Source organism: Microbacterium sp. (assembly GCF_026393345.1).
GTDB lineage: Bacteria > Actinomycetota > Actinomycetes > Actinomycetales > Microbacteriaceae > Microbacterium.
The window spans coordinates 18,413-35,766 of sequence record NZ_JAPLAI010000007.1; the positions used below are offsets into that span (position 1 = coordinate 18,413).

13 protein-coding genes are annotated in these 17,354 nt (G+C 72.3%); 12 read left to right on the top strand and 1 reads right to left on the bottom strand.

The window, feature by feature from the left end; translation table 11 throughout:
• Positions 1–26: 26 nt before the first annotated feature.
• The 7 genes from NT132_RS00565 to argF all read left to right on the top strand — a co-directional run bounded on the left by NT132_RS00565 (position 27) and on the right by argF (position 10,242).
• Positions 27–2,897, top strand: a complete 2,871-nt coding sequence (locus NT132_RS00565; protein ID WP_297783193.1) for an MMPL family transporter — start codon at positions 27–29, stop codon at positions 2,895–2,897.
• Positions 2,894–4,744, top strand: a complete 1,851-nt coding sequence (locus NT132_RS00570) for a hypothetical protein (RefSeq protein ID WP_297783196.1) — start codon at positions 2,894–2,896, stop codon at positions 4,742–4,744. Before NT132_RS00565 ends, NT132_RS00570 begins: the two co-directional genes overlap by 4 nt.
• 219 nt (positions 4,745–4,963) lie before the next feature.
• The gene (gene argC, locus NT132_RS00575; protein ID WP_297783199.1) at positions 4,964–6,016 is read left to right on the top strand and encodes an N-acetyl-gamma-glutamyl-phosphate reductase; all 1,053 of its coding nucleotides are present in this window, start codon (positions 4,964–4,966) and stop codon (positions 6,014–6,016) included.
• Positions 6,013–7,170, top strand: a complete 1,158-nt coding sequence (gene argJ, locus NT132_RS00580) for a bifunctional glutamate N-acetyltransferase/amino-acid acetyltransferase ArgJ (protein ID WP_297783202.1) — start codon at positions 6,013–6,015, stop codon at positions 7,168–7,170. Before argC ends, argJ begins: the two co-directional genes overlap by 4 nt.
• Positions 7,167–8,072, top strand: coding sequence for an acetylglutamate kinase (gene argB, locus NT132_RS00585; RefSeq protein WP_297783205.1), 906 nt, complete (start codon positions 7,167–7,169; stop codon positions 8,070–8,072). Before argJ ends, argB begins: the two co-directional genes overlap by 4 nt.
• Complete coding sequence (locus NT132_RS00590) at positions 8,069–9,316, top strand: acetylornithine transaminase (RefSeq protein ID WP_297783208.1); 1,248 nt, start codon at positions 8,069–8,071, stop codon at positions 9,314–9,316. The genes argB and NT132_RS00590 overlap by 4 nt, the downstream gene beginning before the upstream one ends.
• On the top strand, positions 9,313–10,242 hold the full coding sequence (argF, locus tag NT132_RS00595) for an ornithine carbamoyltransferase (RefSeq protein ID WP_297783211.1): 930 nt from the start codon (positions 9,313–9,315) through the stop codon (positions 10,240–10,242). Before NT132_RS00590 ends, argF begins: the two co-directional genes overlap by 4 nt.
• Before the next feature lie 7 nt (positions 10,243–10,249).
• Here argF and NT132_RS00600 read toward each other — a convergent pair whose 3' ends face one another.
• Positions 10,250–11,809 carry a CocE/NonD family hydrolase gene (locus tag NT132_RS00600; RefSeq protein WP_297783214.1) on the bottom strand — a complete coding sequence of 520 codons (1,560 nt, stop codon included), beginning with the start codon at positions 11,807–11,809 and terminating at the stop codon, positions 10,250–10,252.
• Positions 11,810–11,911: 102 nt separating this feature from the next.
• Here NT132_RS00600 and NT132_RS00605 point away from each other — a divergent pair, with 102 nt between their 5' ends.
• From NT132_RS00605 to NT132_RS00625, 5 genes are all read left to right on the top strand, one after another.
• Entirely contained in the window at positions 11,912–12,553 is a 642-nt protein-coding gene (locus tag NT132_RS00605; protein WP_297783217.1) for a TetR/AcrR family transcriptional regulator, read from the top strand.
• Positions 12,554–12,882: 329 nt separating this feature from the next.
• Positions 12,883–13,569 (top strand): DUF418 domain-containing protein, encoded by a 687-nt coding sequence (locus NT132_RS00610; RefSeq protein WP_297783220.1) that lies wholly within the window; start codon positions 12,883–12,885, stop codon positions 13,567–13,569.
• 44 nt (positions 13,570–13,613) lie between these two features.
• A complete protein-coding gene (gene argH / locus NT132_RS00615) occupies positions 13,614–15,056 on the top strand; it encodes an argininosuccinate lyase (protein ID WP_297783223.1) in 1,443 nt (480 codons plus the stop codon).
• Positions 15,057–15,182: 126 nt separating this feature from the next.
• Positions 15,183–15,617: a hypothetical protein gene (locus tag NT132_RS00620; protein WP_297783226.1), complete on the top strand. Its 435-nt coding sequence runs from the start codon at positions 15,183–15,185 to the stop codon at positions 15,615–15,617.
• Positions 15,614–17,266, top strand: a complete 1,653-nt coding sequence (locus NT132_RS00625) for a PASTA domain-containing protein (protein ID WP_297783228.1) — start codon at positions 15,614–15,616, stop codon at positions 17,264–17,266. The genes NT132_RS00620 and NT132_RS00625 overlap by 4 nt, the downstream gene beginning before the upstream one ends.
• The last annotated feature ends 88 nt before the right edge of the window (positions 17,267–17,354 follow it).

The following is a 17,354-nucleotide window of genomic DNA, read 5'->3' on the forward strand; positions in this document are numbered from 1 at the left end:
CCGAACCGCCCAAGGGGGGAACCGGGATGTCGTCGTTCCTATACCGCGTGGGGCGGTTCGCCGCGCATCGTCGCTGGTGGGTCATCGCCGCGTGGCTGCTGCTCGTCATCGGCGCCCAGGTGGGGGGAACGGCCCTCGGCGGTACGCTCGCGTCTTCGTTCTCCATCCCGGGCACGCAGGCGCAGACCGCGCTCGACACGCTCGAGCAGCGCTTCCCGCAGACGAGCGGCGCGAGCGTCAAGATCGTGTTGCATGCCCCCGCGGGCGACAGCGTGGACGCGGACGCGGATGCGGTCGCCGCCGTCTGCGAACAGGTCGCGGCGCTCCCCGAGGCGACCCTCGTCACCTGCCCCGTGCCCATGTCCGCCGCCGGCAGCACTGCCGCGTCGGACGGCTCCCCGGCGCAGATCTCCGCCGACGGCGAGATCGCGTACGTGTCCGTGCAGCTGTCCGTCGCGTCGACCGCGATCACCCCGGCACTCGGCGAGGAGATCAGCGCGGCGGCCGCCCCCGCCGTCGCCGCGGGTCTCGCGGCATCGTATGCCGGTCTGCCGGCCGAGAGCTCCGGCGACGACATCACCGAACTCATGGGGCTCGCCATCGCGTTCGTCGTGCTGGCGGTCACCTTCGGCGCCGTCCTCGCGGCCGGCATTCCGCTGGTCACCGCGGCCCTGGGGGTCGCACTGGCGACCGGGTCGATCCTCATCGTCGCGGCGTTCGTGCCGGTCTCGTCCACCGCGCCGCTGCTGGCCACCATGCTCGGGCTCGCCGTCGGCATCGACTACGCCCTGCTGATCGTGTCCCGCCACCGGGCGCAGCTGAAGGCCGGGATGGAGGTGCGGGACTCGATCGCTGTCGCGATCGCCACCGCCGGGACCGCGGTGGTGTTCGCCGGCCTCACCGTGATGATCGCCCTCATCGGCCTCTCCGTCGCCGGAATCCCCTTCCTCTCGGTCATGGGCCTCGGTGCCGCCACCGCCGTGCTCGCCGCCATCGCCGTCGCCGTGACCCTGCTGCCGGCGCTGCTGGCCGTGTTCGGACGCCTGCTGCGACCTCGCGTGCGGAGCCCCCGGCACGCCCGTCCGCCACGTCCCGCACGCCCCGCCTGGTGGGTGCGGGCGACCACCCGCGTTCCGGTGGCGACCTTGGTACTCGCCGGCCTCGCCCTGGTCGTCGTCGCGCTCCCCGCGACACAGCTGCGTCTGACCCTTCCGGATGCCGGGTACGACCCGCCCGGCAGCACCGCACGCACCGCGTACGACCTGCTCGATCAGGGCTTCGGTCCCGGCACCAACGGCCCGCTCGTGATCGCCGCGGATATCTCCGCGACCCTCGACATCGAAGGCGCCATGACCGCGCTCGATGACGCCTTCGCGAATGTGCCCGATGTCGCGGCGGTGTCGTCCGCGCTGCCCAACCAGGCAGCCGACCTGCTCGTGGTGATCATCACGCCCGACAGCGCCCCCTCGTCGGAACAGACCACAGCCCTCGTGCAGCGGCTGCGCACCATGGCCCCCGCGTTCGAGGCGGAGCACGGGTTCACCTACCAGGTGACCGGCTCCACCGCGCTCGCGATCGACATCTCCGACCGGCTGAGCAAGGCCCTCGTGCCCTTCGGGATGGTCGTGGTGGGGCTGTGCCTGGTACTCCTGACCATCATGTTCCGCTCGATCGCCGTGCCCATCACCGCCACCCTCGGCTATCTGCTGTCGGTGGGGGCGGCGCTCGGGGTCACGACGGTCGTCTTCGTCTGGGGATGGGGGGCGGACGTCCTCGGGGTCGGCAAGGTCGGCCCCGTGATCAGCTTCCTGCCGATCCTCGTGATGGCGGTGCTGTTCGGCCTGGCTATGGACTACCACGTGTTCCTCGTATCCCGGATGCGGGAACGGTTCGCCGCCACCGGAGACGCCCACGACGCCGTCCGCACCGGCTTCTCCGCTTCTGCGCGCGTCGTCACCGCTGCCGCGCTGATCATGTTCGCGGTGTTCTTCTCCTTCGTCCCCGGGGGCAACGCCATCATCCAGCCCCTCGCCCTCGCGCTCGCGGTGGGTGTGCTCATCGACGCGTTCGTCGTGCGAATGACCCTCATCCCGGCGGCGATGGCGCTGCTGGGCGACCGCGCCTGGTGGCTGCCGCGCTGGCTCGGCCGCATCCTGCCTGATGCCGACATCGAGGGTGAAGCGGTGGAACGGATGCTGACACAGCGGGAATGGCTCACCGGCCCCGGCGCCGACCGCAGCCGCGGAGTGTGGGCGAACGACGCGCGGGTCGCAGGCGGGGCCCCGGTCAGCCTCACAGCTCCCGACGGAGCGCTCCTCGTGATCGGCGGCGACCCGGTGGCCGCCGCCCGCATCGTCGGCGCTATCGCGGGACGGGTGCCGGACGTCACCGGTGACCTCGCGGTCGGTGGCCGCCTGCTCCCGTTCGACCGCGCCGCGATCGCCGCCGCGGCCGCCTACGTGCCCGCCGCCCCCGCCGACGTCGACGCCACCACGCTGGCCGAGCACCTGTGTCGGGGGCTCGCCTCCCAGTCCGTCGGCCTCTCCCGGGCCCGTGAGGCGACGGCCCGCGCCGCACAGGCGTTCGACGCTCTCACCGGCGTGCTCGCCGGGCCCGCCGCCCGCCGCATCCTGCCCGAGACGCCGTTCGCCCGGCTCAGCGACGCAGAGCGCTGGGCCGCAGATGCCGCGATCGCACTGGCGAGCGCATTGCCGATCATTGCGCTGGACCTCGGCGGCCGCCCCGCCGCGAACGCCGTGCTGGCCGCGATCCTGGCCCACGCAGACGCCGGCTCGACCCTCGTGGTCGCGGCGGATGTCGGGGCGGTGCCACCGACGACGCGGCCGGTCGTGACGATCGTCGCGGGCAGCGGCGTGCGAGAGGAAGTCGGAGCATGAAACGCATCTGGTCGCTCGTGACCGCCCCCGCCCGCGGTCAACGCCGCTGGCAGGTGGGGCTAGCCCTCGTCCTCGTGGCGCTCGCACCGTTCGTCGTCGTGCTCACCCTGGCGCCGCAGCGAGACAGCGACACGACCGTCCCGGTCGCACTGGTGAACCAAGACGTGCCGGTCAAGAGCGGCGACACCTATCTTGCGGTGGGGAAGCTCCTGACCCAGAACCTGGTGTCGGCCGGAGCCGTGGACTGGGTGCTCACCGACACCGTGACGGCCACGACCGGCCTCGCCGATGGCGACTTCCTGGCCGTCGTCACGATCCCCGAGGACTTCTCGCAGACCGCCACGACGATCGCCACCGATGCGCCCACGGTCTCGACCCTGTCGGTGCAGACCAGCACCGCGCACGGCTACGTCGGTGGAGTCATCGCGCAGGCGCTGAGCACCGGCATCCCCGCCGGCGTGTCGACGCAACTGACACAGCAGTTCCTCGAGGGCACCCTGACGGCGTTCACAGATCTGAACACCGGGATCAGTGCCGCCGCCTCCGGCGCCGGAGGCATCTCCGAGGGTCTGGCGGCGGCTACCGATGGTGCCGGGTTGCTGGCCGACGGTAACGCGACCCTTGCCGAGGGGCTCGGCACCATGACGGGCGTGCTCGCTCAACTGCCGGCCGGTGCCCGCGGGCTCGGCGACCTGACCGCCGCCGGCGCCGTGGCATCCGGCGACCTGTCCCTGCGCCTGCTCGGCCGGTCCGCCGAAGCCGGTGCCATCGACCTCGCGCAGGACGACACCGTGGCTGCGCTCGCGCTGCTCGCCGACCGCATCTTGGCCGACCCGACGGCCCCCGCCTCGTCGCTCGCCGCCGATGTCGCCTCGCTCCAGGCGCTCGCCGCCGGCATCGACGCCTCGCTTGCGGGTCAGTCCGAGGCGCTCGCCGGTGACGCCGTCACCGCGGGGGAGGTTGCGGTGGGCGCCGGGGTGATCTCCGCGCTCAGCGCCCCCGTCGCCGAGGGACTGGGACAACTGTCGGAGGCCGCCGGCGTCGCCACCCGCGGAGCCGAGACCATCGCCGAAGGCGGTCGCGGGATCACCGCGGGGCTTTCCGCACTCACCACCGGCAGCGACAGCCTCGCGAGCGGACTCGCCGACGCTGCGGCCAGCATCCCGTCGTACACGACGACCCAGAGCACCGACATCGCGACCGTCGTCGCCAAACCGATCACCGTCGACACCACTTCCACCAGCGGCCCGGCCACCGGCATCGCCTCGTCGCTTGCGACGCTCGCGCCGATCGCGCAGTGGCTCGGGGCGATCGCCACCTTCCTCATCGTCGCCCCGTTCGCCCGCGGGGCGCTGACCACCGCCGCGCCCCCCCGGCGCATCGCCGGCGACGGTGCGCTGGTCGTGACCGCCCTCGCTCTCGTGCAGGCGCTGCTCGTGTGGGGTGCGCTGCTGTTCTCCGGCATCTCGGGGGAACGGTTCGCCGTCGCGGGCGCGTTCGCGGCGATCATGGCGCTGTCGTTCGCTTTCGTGCATCAGGCGTTGGTGGCGTTCCTGCCACGGGCGGGACTCATCCTCTCGATCACGTTCCTGGGGCTGCAGATCGCGGCCGCCGGCACCCTCTCACCGCAGGCGCTGAGTCCCGCCGCATCCGGGCCGCTGTCGATTCTGCCGCTGAGCATCGCGCTGCAGGGCACGCAGGATCTCGTGGGCGGTTCGCTCCACGGCGTCCTCGCCTCGGTCACCGGGCTGGCGCTCTGGGCGGTGGTGGGCCTGCTCGGGATGGTCGCTGCGGTCCGTCGTGCCCGGTCCCGGTCATTGTCGTTGCGCGAACTCGCCGGCGTCTGAGGATTTGCGGGAGCGGCGTCGGCGGGGATATCGTCTCGGCATGCCCGAAGCCGTCCCCGCCGTGTCCGCACCCCTGGTGCGGATGGCTGCGACGCGCCGACGTCTGGACGGTCGCCGACTCTAGGCGACTCCGCGTTCCGCCGTGCGGCGGGCCCGCCGAGGCGGGGGAGCGGACGTCGCCGTCACCGGCCCTGCAAACCCAGACTCTAAGGTAGAACCATGACCTATTCGGTCGCCGTCTCCGGCGCTTCCGGCTATGCGGGCGGCGAGATCCTGCGCCTTCTCGCCGCGCACCCCGACATCGAGATCCGCACCGTCACCGCGCACGCCAGCGCGGGGCAGCCTCTCATCCAGCAGCAGCCGCACCTGCGCTCGCTCGCGCACCTCACCCTGCAGGACACCACCCCGGAGATCCTCTCCGGTCACGACATCGTGTTCCTCGCGCTGCCGCACGGCCAGTCGGGGCAGTACACCGACGCGCTCGGCGAGGTCGGTCTCGTGATCGATGCGGGAGCCGACCACCGGCTCACCTCGCGCGACGCGTGGGAGGCCTTCTACGGCGGCGCGTTCCACGAACCGTGGGCCTACGGCGTACCGGAACTGCTCGTCGACGGCCGGAAGCAGCGGGAGCTGCTGGCGGGCGCGACCCGCATCGCCGCGCCCGGCTGCAACGCCTCCACCGTCGCGCTGAGCCTCGTCCCCGGCGTCGCCGCCGGCGTCATCGACCCGGGCGACATCGTCAGCGTCCTCGCGGTGGGTCCCTCCGGGGCGGGCAAGAGCCTCAAACCGCACCTGCTCGGCAGTGAGATCCTCGGTTCCGCCAACCCCTATGCGGTCGGCGGCACCCACCGGCACATCCCGGAGATCCGCCAGGCGCTCGTGGCCACCGGGAACGCCGTCGCCGCCGACGTCCGCATCTCCTTCACGCCCGTCATCGTGCCAATGGCCCGCGGTATCCTCGCCACCACCTCGGCACCGATCGCCGCCGGAGTCAGCGACGCCGACATCCGCGCCGCCTGGGAGCACGCCTACGACGGTGAGACGTTCGTCCACCTCCTGCCGGAGGGCGTCTTCCCCCGCACGGCGGACGTCCTCGGGGCGAACACCGCCCTCATAGGGCTCACCATCGATCGTGCCGCGAACCGGGTCGTCGTCGTCACCGCCGTCGACAACCTCGCCAAGGGCACGGCGGGCGCCGCCGTCCAGTCCATGAACATCGCGCTGGGCCTCCCCGAGGACCGCGCCCTCAGCGTGAACGGAGTCGCACCGTGAGTGTCACCGCAGCCCAGGGGTTCGAGGCGGCGGGCGTCGTCGCCGGACTCAAGTCCACCGGCAAGCCCGATCTCGCCCTGGTCGTCAACCGCGGGCCGCTCAAGGTCGGCGCGGCGGTGTTCACGAGCAACCGGGCTAAGGCGAACCCCATCATCTGGTCGCAGCAGGCCATCGCCGACGGCGTGGTCGAGGCTGTCGTGCTCAACTCCGGCGGGGCGAACTGCTTCACCGGCAGCTTCGGCTTCCAGACCTCGCACCTCACCGCCGAGAAGGTGGGGGAGGCGCTCGACGTCTCCGCGGGAGATGTGATCGTCTGCTCCACCGGGCTGATCGGCACCGGCGACGAGGTCTTCCGCCAGAAAGTGCTCGACGGGGTCGCGTCGGCCGCCGCCGAGCTGTCCGCCGACGGCGGCGAGGCCGCATCCCTGGCCATCATGACCACCGACTCGCATCCGAAGCGGGCCGTCCGCTCCCGCGACGGCTGGACCGTCGGCGGCATGGCGAAGGGCGCCGGGATGCTGGCGCCCGGTCTTGCCACCATGCTCGTGGTCATCACGACCGACGCCGTGCTGGACGCCGCCGCGGCGGACGCCGCTCTCCGCGCCGTCACCCGGGTCAGCTTCGACCGCCTCGACTCCGACGGGTGCATGTCCACGAACGATCAGGTGACCCTCCTCGTCTCCGGCGCCAGCGGCGTCACCCCTGACCTCGACACCTTCACCGCGGAACTGCGGGAGGTGTCCCTCGACCTCGCCCGGCAGCTGCAGGGCGACGCCGAAGGCGCCAGCCACGACATCACGATCGTCGTGCGCCACGCCGCCACCGAGCAGGATGCGGTCGAGGTCGGCCGCTCCGTCGCGCGCAACAACCTCTTCAAGGCCGCGATCTTCGGTAACGACCCGAACTGGGGCCGTGTGCTCGCCGCCATCGGCACCACCGATGCCGCCTTCGACCCATACGACGTCGACGTGTGGATGAACGGCGTGCGCGTGTGCACCGCCGGTGGGCCGGACCGGCCGCGGGAGGACGTCGACCTGACCCCCCGCGCCACCGAGCTCGTCATCGACCTGAAGACCGGCGAGGACACGGCGACGATCCTCACCAACGACCTCACCCACGACTACGTCCACGAGAACAGTGCCTACTCCTCATGACTGAGATCGATCTGCAGGACACCGACCCGAACGAGGCCAGCGCGAAGGCGGCGACCCTCATCGAGTCGCTGCCGTGGCTGCGCCGCTTCAGCGACCAGATCGTCGTGGTCAAGTACGGCGGCAACGCCATGGTCTCCGAGGAACTGCAGGACGCGTTCGCCGCGGACATGGCCTACCTCCGCTACGTGGGCGTGAAGCCCGTCGTCGTGCACGGCGGGGGCCCGCAGATCTCCCGCATGCTCGACCGGCTGTCGATCCCGAGCGAGTTCAAGGGCGGCTACCGGGTCACCTCCACCGAGGCCATCAGCGTCGTGCGGATGGTCCTGACCGGTCAGATCAACCCGCAGCTGGTCGCCAAGATCAACGCGCACGGTCCCAACGCCACCGGCCTGTCCGGCGAGGATGCGGGCCTGTTCGGCGGACGCCGGCGCGGCGTGGTCGTCGAGGGCGTCGAACACGACCTCGGCCGGGTGGGCGACGTGGTCACGGTCGACCCGCGACCGGTGCTCGATCACCTCGAGGCCGGCCGCATCCCGGTGGTGTCCTCGATCGCCCCGGACCTCGACAACCCGGGCCACTCGCTCAACGTGAACGCGGATGCGGCCGCGGCGGCGCTCGCGATCGCCCTGCACGCGACGAAGCTCGTCGTGCTCACTGACGTGCCGGGGCTGTACGCCGACTGGCCGAACCGCGACTCGCTCGTGTCGCACCTCACCTCGACCGAACTGCGCGCGCTGATGCCGCAGCTGGAAACCGGCATGATCCCGAAGATGCAGGCCTGCCTCGACGCGGTCGAGGGAGGCGTCGACTCCGCGGCGATCATCGATGGCCGAGTACCGCATTCGGTGCTCGTGGAGATCTTCACCCAGAAGGGGATCGGAACCGAGGTGGTGGCGAAATGACCGCTCAGAACTCATGGCGCGACGATGCCGGACGCGACCTGGTGCGAAACACCGGCGACCGCATGGCGATGTTCGTGCGCGGCGAAGGCGCACACCTGTGGGACGAGACCGGGCGCCGGTACCTCGACTTCCTCGCCGGGATCGCGGTGGACTCGCTCGGGCACGCGCACCCCGCGTTCGTCGAGGCCGTCAGCGCGCAGGCCGCGACCCTCGCGCACGTGTCCAACTACTTCGCCACCCCGCCGCAGCTCGCGCTCGCAGCCCGGCTGAAGCGCCTCTCCGGCGCGGGCGAGCGCGGCCGCGTCTACTTCGCCAACTCCGGCGCCGAGGCCAACGAGGCCGCGTTCAAACTCGCCCGGCTGCACGGCGGTGCGGCGCGTCCCCGCATCCTGTCGCTCAAGGACGCGTTCCACGGCCGGACCATGGGCACGCTCGCCCTCACCGGCAAGCCGTACATGCAGGAGCCGTTCGGCCCGATGGTGCCCGGCGTCGAGTTCCTCGACTCGACCGTCGAGGCACTGGAAGCGGCCATGGACGACACCGTCGCCGCGCTGTTCGTGGAACCCATCAAGGGCGAGGCGGGCGTCGTCGAACTGCCCGAGGGCTACCTGGCCGCCGCGCGGGAGATCACCGCCCGCCATGGTGCGCTGCTCATCGTGGACGAGATCCAGACCGGCGCCGGGCGCACCGGGGCCTGGTTCGGCTTCCAGCACGCCGGTATCGTCCCGGACGCCATCACGGTGGCCAAGGGCATCGGCGGCGGGTTCCCCATCGGCGCGCTCATCACCTTCGGCGACGCCAGCGACCTGTTCTACCCGGGCACCCACGGGTCCACCTTCGGCGGCAACGCGCTGGCGACCGCGGTCGCCGGCGCGGTGCTCGACGAGATCGAGCGGGCCGGGCTGGTGCAGAACGCCACGGTGCGCGGCGCGCAGCTGCGCGAGGCGATCACCGCGATCGGTTCACCGCTGGTGCAGACGGTGCGCGGGGCGGGGCTCCTCCTCGGTGTCGTCCTCACTCACCCGGTCGCCGGTGCCGTCACCGCCGCCGCGCAGCAGCACGGCCTGGTCGTCAACGCCGCGAACGAACACACCGTCCGGCTGGCGCCGCCCCTCATCATCGGCGACGTGGAGATCGACGAGTTCGTCGAGCTGTTCTCCGCTGCGCTGCACACCGCGGCCGACGCTCTCCTTCTCGACCACCCGGATGCGGCCGCATCCGCTTCCACGGAGGCCCACGCATGACCCGCCACCTGCTGCGCGACGACGACCTGACCCAGACCGAGCAGGCGGAGATCATCGACCTCGCGGTGACGCTGAAGCGAGACCGGTGGCAGACCAAGCCCCTCGCAGGGCCCCAGACCGTCGCGGTCATCTTCGACAAGTCCTCCACCCGCACCCGGGTGTCGTTCGCCGTGGGTATCGCGGATCTCGGCGGTTGCCGGCTGATTAACTCAAAAGCGAACCGCCAGCTGGGCGGCAAGGAGACCCCGTCCGACACCGCGCGGGTGCTCGAGCGTCAGGTCGCCGCGATCGTGTGGCGCACCTACGCGCAGGCAGGGCTGGAAGAGATGGCGCGCGGCACCCGCGTGCCCGTGGTCAACGCGCTCAGCGACGACTTCCACCCGTGCCAGCTGCTGGCGGACCTCCTCACGATCCGCGAGCACAAGGGCGAGCTGAAGGGCCTGACTCTGTCGTTCTTCGGCGACGGCCGCTCCAACATGGGCCACTCCTACATGCTCGCGGGCGTCACCGCCGGCATGCACGTGCGGATCGCCTCGCCGGAGTCGTACGCCCCGCGGGAGGACATCGTCGCCGACGCAGACCGCCGCGCGGCCGAGACCGGCGGCTCCGTGACGCTGTACACCGACCCGCTGGAGGCGGCCGCGGGAGCGGACGTCATCGTCACCGACACCTGGGTGTCGATGGGCAAGGAGGAGGAGAAGCTCGCGCGCCTCCGCGACCTCGGCGCGTACAAGGTCACCCGCGAGACCATGGCGCTCGCCAAGCCCGACGCGATCTTCATCCACTGCCTCCCCGCGGACCGCGGCTACGAGGTGGATGCCGAGATCATCGACGGGCCGCAGAGCGTGGTCTGGGACGAGGCCGAGAACCGGCTGCACGCCCAGAAGGCACTGCTGGTCTGGTTGCTGGAGCAGCAGAAGGTCTGACCCGGCGTCATCCCCCAAGGGTGCGGAGGGTGAGCGCGGACCCGGCGAGGCCGATCGTGTGCGTGTTCGCGACGCGCACCGTGGCGGTGAGCGGGTTCTCGCCGGTCCCCGCGTTCCGGGGGAACTGCGGGAACGAGCCTCCCGCCACGAGGAGCCGGATGCGGTGGCCGGCGGCGAATCGGTGGGCGAGCGGGCCGAGCTCGATCCTGACCGGGGCGTCGTCTCGATCCACCGGGAGCCGCCGGTAGGCCTCGCAGAGGTTCCGGGAGTGGCCGCGTTCGTCGACGTCGCTGACGCGGATGAAGAGGTCCGCATCCGGATGCTGTGAACGATGGGCCAGGGTCACGACCGGGGCGCCGGCGACCACAGTGTCGCGCGTCAGCGGCTCGCCGGTGAAGGCGAGCACGTCCTCGCGCGCGGCGAGAGAAGAGTCGTCGACGTACCCGCCGCCCATGAGCACGGGGCCACCGACCGCGGGCGTGGGTTCCTCCGGGTCGTAGGTGAAGCCCGCCGTCGCGCCGGGGTCGGCCGTCGGGGTGGCGGACAGCCGTCCCTCCGCGCCGAGGTGGAACGTGCGGTCGCTGCCTGCCGGCGGCCATACGGCGTGCCGCTGCCAGTCGGTGCGCCGCCGCTTCGGGCCGGTCACCCCGATCTGCACCGGACCCTCCGCCGATGCCGGTGCATCCGCCAGATGGTGGTCGACCCACGCGAGCATGCGCTGGGTCACGAGCGCGCCGTCGGTGCGGCCGACCTGCGTGTGGGTCCAGGGCCCGGCGAGGAGCCCCACCCGGATGCCGCGCTCCCGGAGCCGCGCGTACTGGGCGAAGCTCTGCGAGACGAAGAGGTCCTGCCAGCCCGAGATCAGGAGGACCGGGGTCGTCACCTTCTCCAGTGCCGTCGCGTGCCGCATCGGCGCCCAGTACGGGTCGTCGATGTCGGACCGGGTCAGGCGGTCCCGCATCCACGGCGCCTCGGCGCCGGCGTGCGCGACGGCGGCGTCGGCGAGGGGGGTGGCGTTCAGGATCGGCGCGAGACGGCGGCCGGCGGTCATGAGCTTGCGGATCGCGCCCAGCGTGCTCGACGTCCGCTGCGAGATGATCATGTCGGACCAGCCGATGAAGTCGAGGTTGAACGACCCGCTGCCCCAGGCATGGCGGGCGAAGTCGTGCGGGCCGACCGTGATGATCGAGGTCACCAGATCTGCCGGGGGATCCTCGAGCAGCGCCCACTGGGTGTGCCCCAGGTACGACCCGCCAAACGTGGCGAATCGTCCCGGATACCACGGCTGCGTCCGCATCCAGCCCACCGTGTCCTGCCCGTCGTCGGGTTCCGTGCGCATCGGGTCGAACGCGCCGCCGGAGTCCGCCGTGCCGCGGCTGCTGACCAGCAGCACGGTGTAGCCGTGGCGCACGAAGGGGGTGACGATCCCGGCGAACATCCGCCCGCGTCCGTATGGGCCCCGGGCCAGCAGCAGGCCGCGGGACGCCGCCTTCGGGTGGTACAGGCTGGCGCCGAGTTCGACGCCGTCGCGCATCGGGATGCGTACGGTCTCGGGTGTGGACATCATCGTCGCTCCATACTCTGCGATGCTTCGCTGCATCGCTGTGTCCGGATGCTAGCACAACCGGAATCAGGCATTCCGTTTCTGCCGCGCCCTAGACTTCGTGACGTGTCCGAGCCTCCGAAGTCACTGCGCCGCGACGCCGCGCGCAACCGGCGACGCATCCTGACGGTCGCGGCGGAAGTGCTCGCCGGCCGGGGCCTCGACACCTCCATGGAGGACATCGCCGCCGTCGTCGGGGTCGGGGTCGGCACCCTCTACCGGCACTTCGGCTCGAAGGCGGCGCTCATCGAGGCCATCTTCGAGAGTGGCATCGACGAGCAGCTGGAGACGATGACCGAGCTCGGCCGGGCGCCGCGGGCCTGGGACGGGCTGTGCGCGATCATGCGGTACCTGGTCGACATGCAGTCCCGGCAGCCGGGCATCATGCAGGTCATCTTCTCCCGCATCGACGCGGTGCCGGAGGTTCTGCGCACGCGAGTGGAACCGGTCCTCACCGAGCTCGTCACCCGTGCTCAGGCGGAGGGGAAGCTCCGGGCCGACTTCGCCGCGACGGACGTGCCCATCGTGACCTTCGCCCTCAGCCGCCTCGCCGCCGTTCCATCGTTCGGGGAGGGGCTGGCGCGGCGCTATCTGGAGATCTTCCTCAAGGGCCTGGCGCCCACGGCGGACGACGTCGAGGTGCCGCCGCCGCTTGCTGACGACGACTTCGGCGCGTGGTTTCGTGCGACGGGGGATCAGGGTGGCTGACCGGTGGCGGCCGCAGTGGACGCGCCTGTCAGGCCCCCGGCGGCTGGCGGGCGTCGATCTGGCGCGCGGACTCGCGGTCCTCGGCATGCTCGCCGCACACCTGCTCGTGCTGCCGCCCTTCGTCTGGGGGGATCCCGGCACCTGGCTGGAGCTGGTCGACGGACGCTCCTCCATCCTGTTCGCCGTGCTCGCGGGCGTCTCGATCGCGCTGACCACCGGCGGCACCCATCCGGTCACGGCGGAGCGGGCCGCGCGGATCCGGTCACTGGCGGGGGAGAAGCCGGCCGGACCCGGCATCCTGTCCGCTCTTCCTCCTCGCCATCCCGGTCGTGCGGTTCCCCGCGGGGCCGCTCCTTGCTCTCGCGGGTGTCGGCCTGGTCGTCATGCCCTGGGTGCAGGCGGGGCTGGAGTTCCTGCCACTGTGGGACACGCTCGCGGGCGAGTCCCTCGGGCTCGTGATCGGATGGCCGTACCCGTTCCCGCTGTGGGTCGTCTTCCTCCTCACCGGCCTCGGTATCGGGCGTCTCGACCTGCGCTCCTGGCGCGTCGCCGCCGCCCTCGTCGTGGCGGGAGTCGGCGCAGCCATGGTCGGGTACGGCATCGGCGCCCTGTTCGCCCCGGCAGGGGAGCGAGAACCCGAGACCTACCTGGAACTCGTGACGAGCATGCAGGCGCACTCCGGCGGTCTCCCCGAGGCAGTCGGGTCCACCGGCTTCGTCGTCGCCGTGCTGGGGCTCTGCCTGCTGCTGTGCCGCACACCGGTCGCGGCTCTCGTCTGGCCGATCCGCGCCGCGGGCAGCATGCCGCTGACCGCGTACACCGCGCAGATCGTGGTGTGGGCGGTATGGGCGCTGGTCGCGCTCGGCACCACCGGCGACCTCGCCGGGTTCCGCGCGCTGGCCCCCTTCTGGCCCCTCACGATCGGCGTCGTCGCGGGCTGCTCGCTGTGGGCGCTGTTTCTCGGCCGCGGTCCACTCGAGTCGCTGCTGGACCGCCTCACCCGTCGCATCCGCTGATCCACGCGCGGATGGGGGTGAGCCGCGGTCGGTAGGCTGGCCGGATGAGCGACGGCACGAACGAGGGCAAGACCGAGGGCACGAACCAGGGCGCGCTGTGGGGCGGACGATTCGCGTCCGGACCCTCGCCGGAGCTGACCGAGCTCAGCCGTTCCACCCACTTCGACTGGGTCCTGGCCCCGTACGACCTCGCCGGCTCCCACGCCCACGCCGCAGCGCTGGAGAGCGCCGGCTACCTCACCTCCGACGAAGCCGCCCGCATGCACGCGGGCCTGGATGCGCTCGCCGTCGCCGTGGCCAACGGGTCGCTGCGGCCCGTGCCGTCGGACGAAGACGTGCACGGCGCCCTGGAGCAGGCCCTCATCCGCGAGGTCGGGCCCGAGCTCGGCGGCAAGCTCCGTGCCGGCCGCAGTCGCAACGACCAGATCGCAACCCTGGTGCGGCTGTACCTGCTCGATCACGCACGCACGATCGCCCACGGCATCCTGCGCGTCATCGACGCGATCGTCTCGCAGGCCGAGGCGGCCGGCAGCGCCGTCATGCCCGGCCGTACCCACCTCCAGCACGCCCAGCCGGTGTTGCTCGCCCACCACCTGCAGGCCCATGCCTGGCCGCTCGTGCGTGATCTCGAGCGCCTCCGGGACTGGTCCGTCCGAGCCCGGGTCTCGCCCTACGGTGGCGGCGCGCTCGCCGGTGCCACCCTCGGCCTCGACCCGCAGCTGGTCGCCGACCACCTCGGACTCGACCGGCCGGCGGAGAACTCGATCGACGGTACCTCGTCCCGAGACGTCGTCGCCGAGTTCGCCTTCATCGCCGCGATGATCGGCGTCGACCTGTCGCGCTTCGCCGAGGACGTCATCATCTGGAACACCAAGGAGTTCGGCTTCGTCCGGCTCGACGACGGCTACTCCACCGGGTCGAGCATCATGCCGCAGAAGAAGAACCCCGACATCGCCGAGCTCACCCGCGGCAAGGCCGGCCGGCTCATCGGCAACCTCGCCGGTCTCATGGCGACACTGAAGGGCCTGCCGCTCGCGTACAACCGCGACCTGCAGGAGGACAAGGAACCCGTCTTCGATCAGATCACCACCCTCGAAGTCGTCCTGCCGGCATTCGCGGGCATGATCGCGACCCTCCGGTTCGACACCGAGCGCATGGCGCAGCTCGCCCCGCAGGGCTTCTCGCTGGCCACCGACGTCGCCGAATGGCTCGTCAAGCACGGCGTGCCGTTCCGCGACGCGCACGAGATCTCCGGCGCGCTGGTGCAGGCGTGTGAGCAGCGCGGCATCGAACTGCACGAGGCGTCCGACGACCTGCTCGCCGAGGTGTCGCCGCACCTGTCGCCCGACGTGCGGGAGGTGCTCGAGGTCGCCGGCAGTGTCGCGAGCCGCGACGGCGTCGGCGGGACCGCGCCGGTGCGGGTCGACGAGCAGCGAGCCGAGCTCATCTCGCGGGCGCAGGGGCTCGCCCACGCCCTCGGCCTGTAGGACGTTCACCCGCATCCGCGGGTCGGTCACCCGCACAGCCTCTCTTCGTCGACCTGCGTTCACCCGTAGGCCATGCCCCGGTGGCTTTCCGCGGGCATTCTGCCCAGGCACCCTGCTGATTCTCGGGTGTCGCTAAGGGGGTACACAGGATGTCCGCGCAGCTCGTGTACGCGCGATTTCCGTCACCCGCGCACCGGGCGGCCCGGGACCCCCGCCGGACCGATCGCGGCCTGGCGGCTGGTCAGCGACAACCACCGAGAGATCGCCCGCGGCTGCCGCTTCTTCGCCACCGAGCGGCTCGCCCGGGCCGACGCCGCCGTCCTGCTGCGCCACGCCCCTGACCTCGCGGTGCATCCCTCGGTGGAGCCGCGGCTGCGCACCACCGGCTGGTTCGTGACCCTCGACCGGCGCCTGGTCATGATCGGCGCCCGTCGGTACGAGAACCGTTCGGTGGCACGGAACGCCGGGGCGCTCGCGGTGCGGCTCCTCGCCGAGATGGCGCGGGACGCCGCCGACGGCGCCGAGGGCAGGGAACGCCCCGCCCCCGAGTTCGCGCTGTGACGAGTGAGCCGCTCATCGCCGGTCGCTTCGCGATCCGGCGGCTGCTCGGCAGCGGCGGGACCGCGGCGGTGTTCGCGGCCGACGACACCCTCACCGGCCGCCGGATCGCTCTGAAGCTGCTGCATCCGCATCTGTCCACCGACCCGGCCACCGCGGAGGCCTTCTTCGAGGAGGTGCGCGCGGCCCGGTCGATCGCCCACCCCGGTCTCGCCGAGATCCTCGACGCCGGCGTGGACGACCGGATCGACCCGCCCGTGGTGTGGATCGCGATGGAGCTCGTGACAGGCGTCACCCTCGCCGACCACGTCCGCGCCCACGGGGCGATGGCCCCCGCGGACGTCGCCACCCTCGCGGTCGCCCTGCTCGACGCGCTCGCCGCGGCCCACGAGGGTGGGATCGTGCACCGCGACGTGACCCCCGCCAACGTGATGTTCGATCCCGGCGCTCTCGGCGACCGGAACCAGCTCGCTCGCAGCGTCCGCCTGCTGGACTTCGGCCTCGCCGACATCCCGGGGCGGCCGAGCGTCGGCGGGGACGCTCTCCTCAGCACCGGCGCCGCGGCCGACGCCGGCGTGGTGACCAGCGTTCCCTACGCCTCGCCGGAGCATCTCGCCGGTGCCCCCGTCACCGAGGCGAGCGACATGTACCAGCTCGGCGCCACGCTGTACGTCGCCCTCACCGCTCGGGCACCGTTCACGGGCGACACCCGCGCGGTCATCCGGGCGCACCTGACCGCGCCGCCGCCGCTGCCGTCCGTGGTACGCCGGGAGCTGTCCCGCGACTGGGACCGTCTCCTCACCACCGCGCTGCTCAAGTCTCCCGCCGACCGGTACGCCACGGCGGCGAAGATGCGGGCGGCGGTCCCCGGCGCCGCCCCGGTCGCGGGGGAGACGGATGCGGTGACGGCGCTCGACCCGGACACCGGAGTGACGCGCGTGTACCGCACCCGCATCCCCGCCCCGACGGCTGCCCCCGCCGGGGTGGTGCCGCCTCCGCCGCCGGTCGGGTCGTCCCGCGCCCGGCGGCTGCCGGTGGCGGTCGCGACCGCGGTGGTGGGGGCTCTCGCCCTCGTCGGCGTCGTGGCCCTCTCGGCGGCCGCCGGATCGGCCCCGTCCGCCGTTCCCACCCTGCCCCCGTCGACCGTGCCCACGGCCGTGACCCCCAGCCCGACCCCGGACCCCCTTCCCGCCGAGCCCGCCGCCGTGACGGTGCCGGATGTCACCGGCGCCGGGCTCGCCCAGGCCACGGAGCAGCTCATCGCCCACGGCTTCGTCGTCGGCGCGGTATCTCGCGTCGACGCCGCCGTGGCAGCGGAGACCGTGCTCGCCTCCGACCCGGCCGCGCGCGAGACTCGCCCCGCGGGGGCGACGGTCACGCTCCGGGTCGCCTCCGGTCGCAACGCGATTCCCGCCGTCGCCGGTCTCACCGCCGCGGATGCGGCGGGGGTCCTCGCCGGCGCGGGATTCGGCTCGACCATCGTCGAGGCGGGAAGCGGTACGCCGGGACTCGTGGCCGGGTCTGCTCCGGCCGCCGGGGAGAGCGCGATGGTCGGGACCGCCGTGGTGCTCACGGTTCCGCGGGCTCCCGTACCCACCGTGACGCCTACGCCCAGCGTCACCCCGACGGCGACGCCGTCCCCCGCCCCGTGAGGGACCCGTCACCCGCGCAGGGGCATCCCGTCACCCGTCGGACATTCCCGCAGCATCCGTCGTTCACCGACCCGGACGATGCTGACGC

What these genes read in the sequence shown, in the direction of transcription:
- NT132_RS00565 (WP_297783193.1), top strand. Translation starts at nt 27, where the DNA reads ATGTCGTCGTTCCTATACCGCGTGGGGCGGTTCGCCGCGCATCGTCGC.
- NT132_RS00570 (WP_297783196.1), top strand. Translation starts at nt 2,894, where the DNA reads ATGAAACGCATCTGGTCGCTCGTGACCGCCCCCGCCCGCGGTCAACGC.
- argC (WP_297783199.1), top strand. Translation starts at nt 4,964, where the DNA reads ATGACCTATTCGGTCGCCGTCTCCGGCGCTTCCGGCTATGCGGGCGGC.
- argB (WP_297783205.1), top strand. Translation starts at nt 7,167, where the DNA reads ATGACTGAGATCGATCTGCAGGACACCGACCCGAACGAGGCCAGCGCG.
- NT132_RS00590 (WP_297783208.1), top strand. Translation starts at nt 8,069, where the DNA reads ATGACCGCTCAGAACTCATGGCGCGACGATGCCGGACGCGACCTGGTG.
- argF (WP_297783211.1), top strand. Translation starts at nt 9,313, where the DNA reads ATGACCCGCCACCTGCTGCGCGACGACGACCTGACCCAGACCGAGCAG.
- NT132_RS00600 (WP_297783214.1), bottom strand. Translation starts at nt 11,809, where the DNA reads ATGATGTCCACACCCGAGACCGTACGCATCCCGATGCGCGACGGCGTC.
- argH (WP_297783223.1), top strand. Translation starts at nt 13,614, where the DNA reads ATGAGCGACGGCACGAACGAGGGCAAGACCGAGGGCACGAACCAGGGC.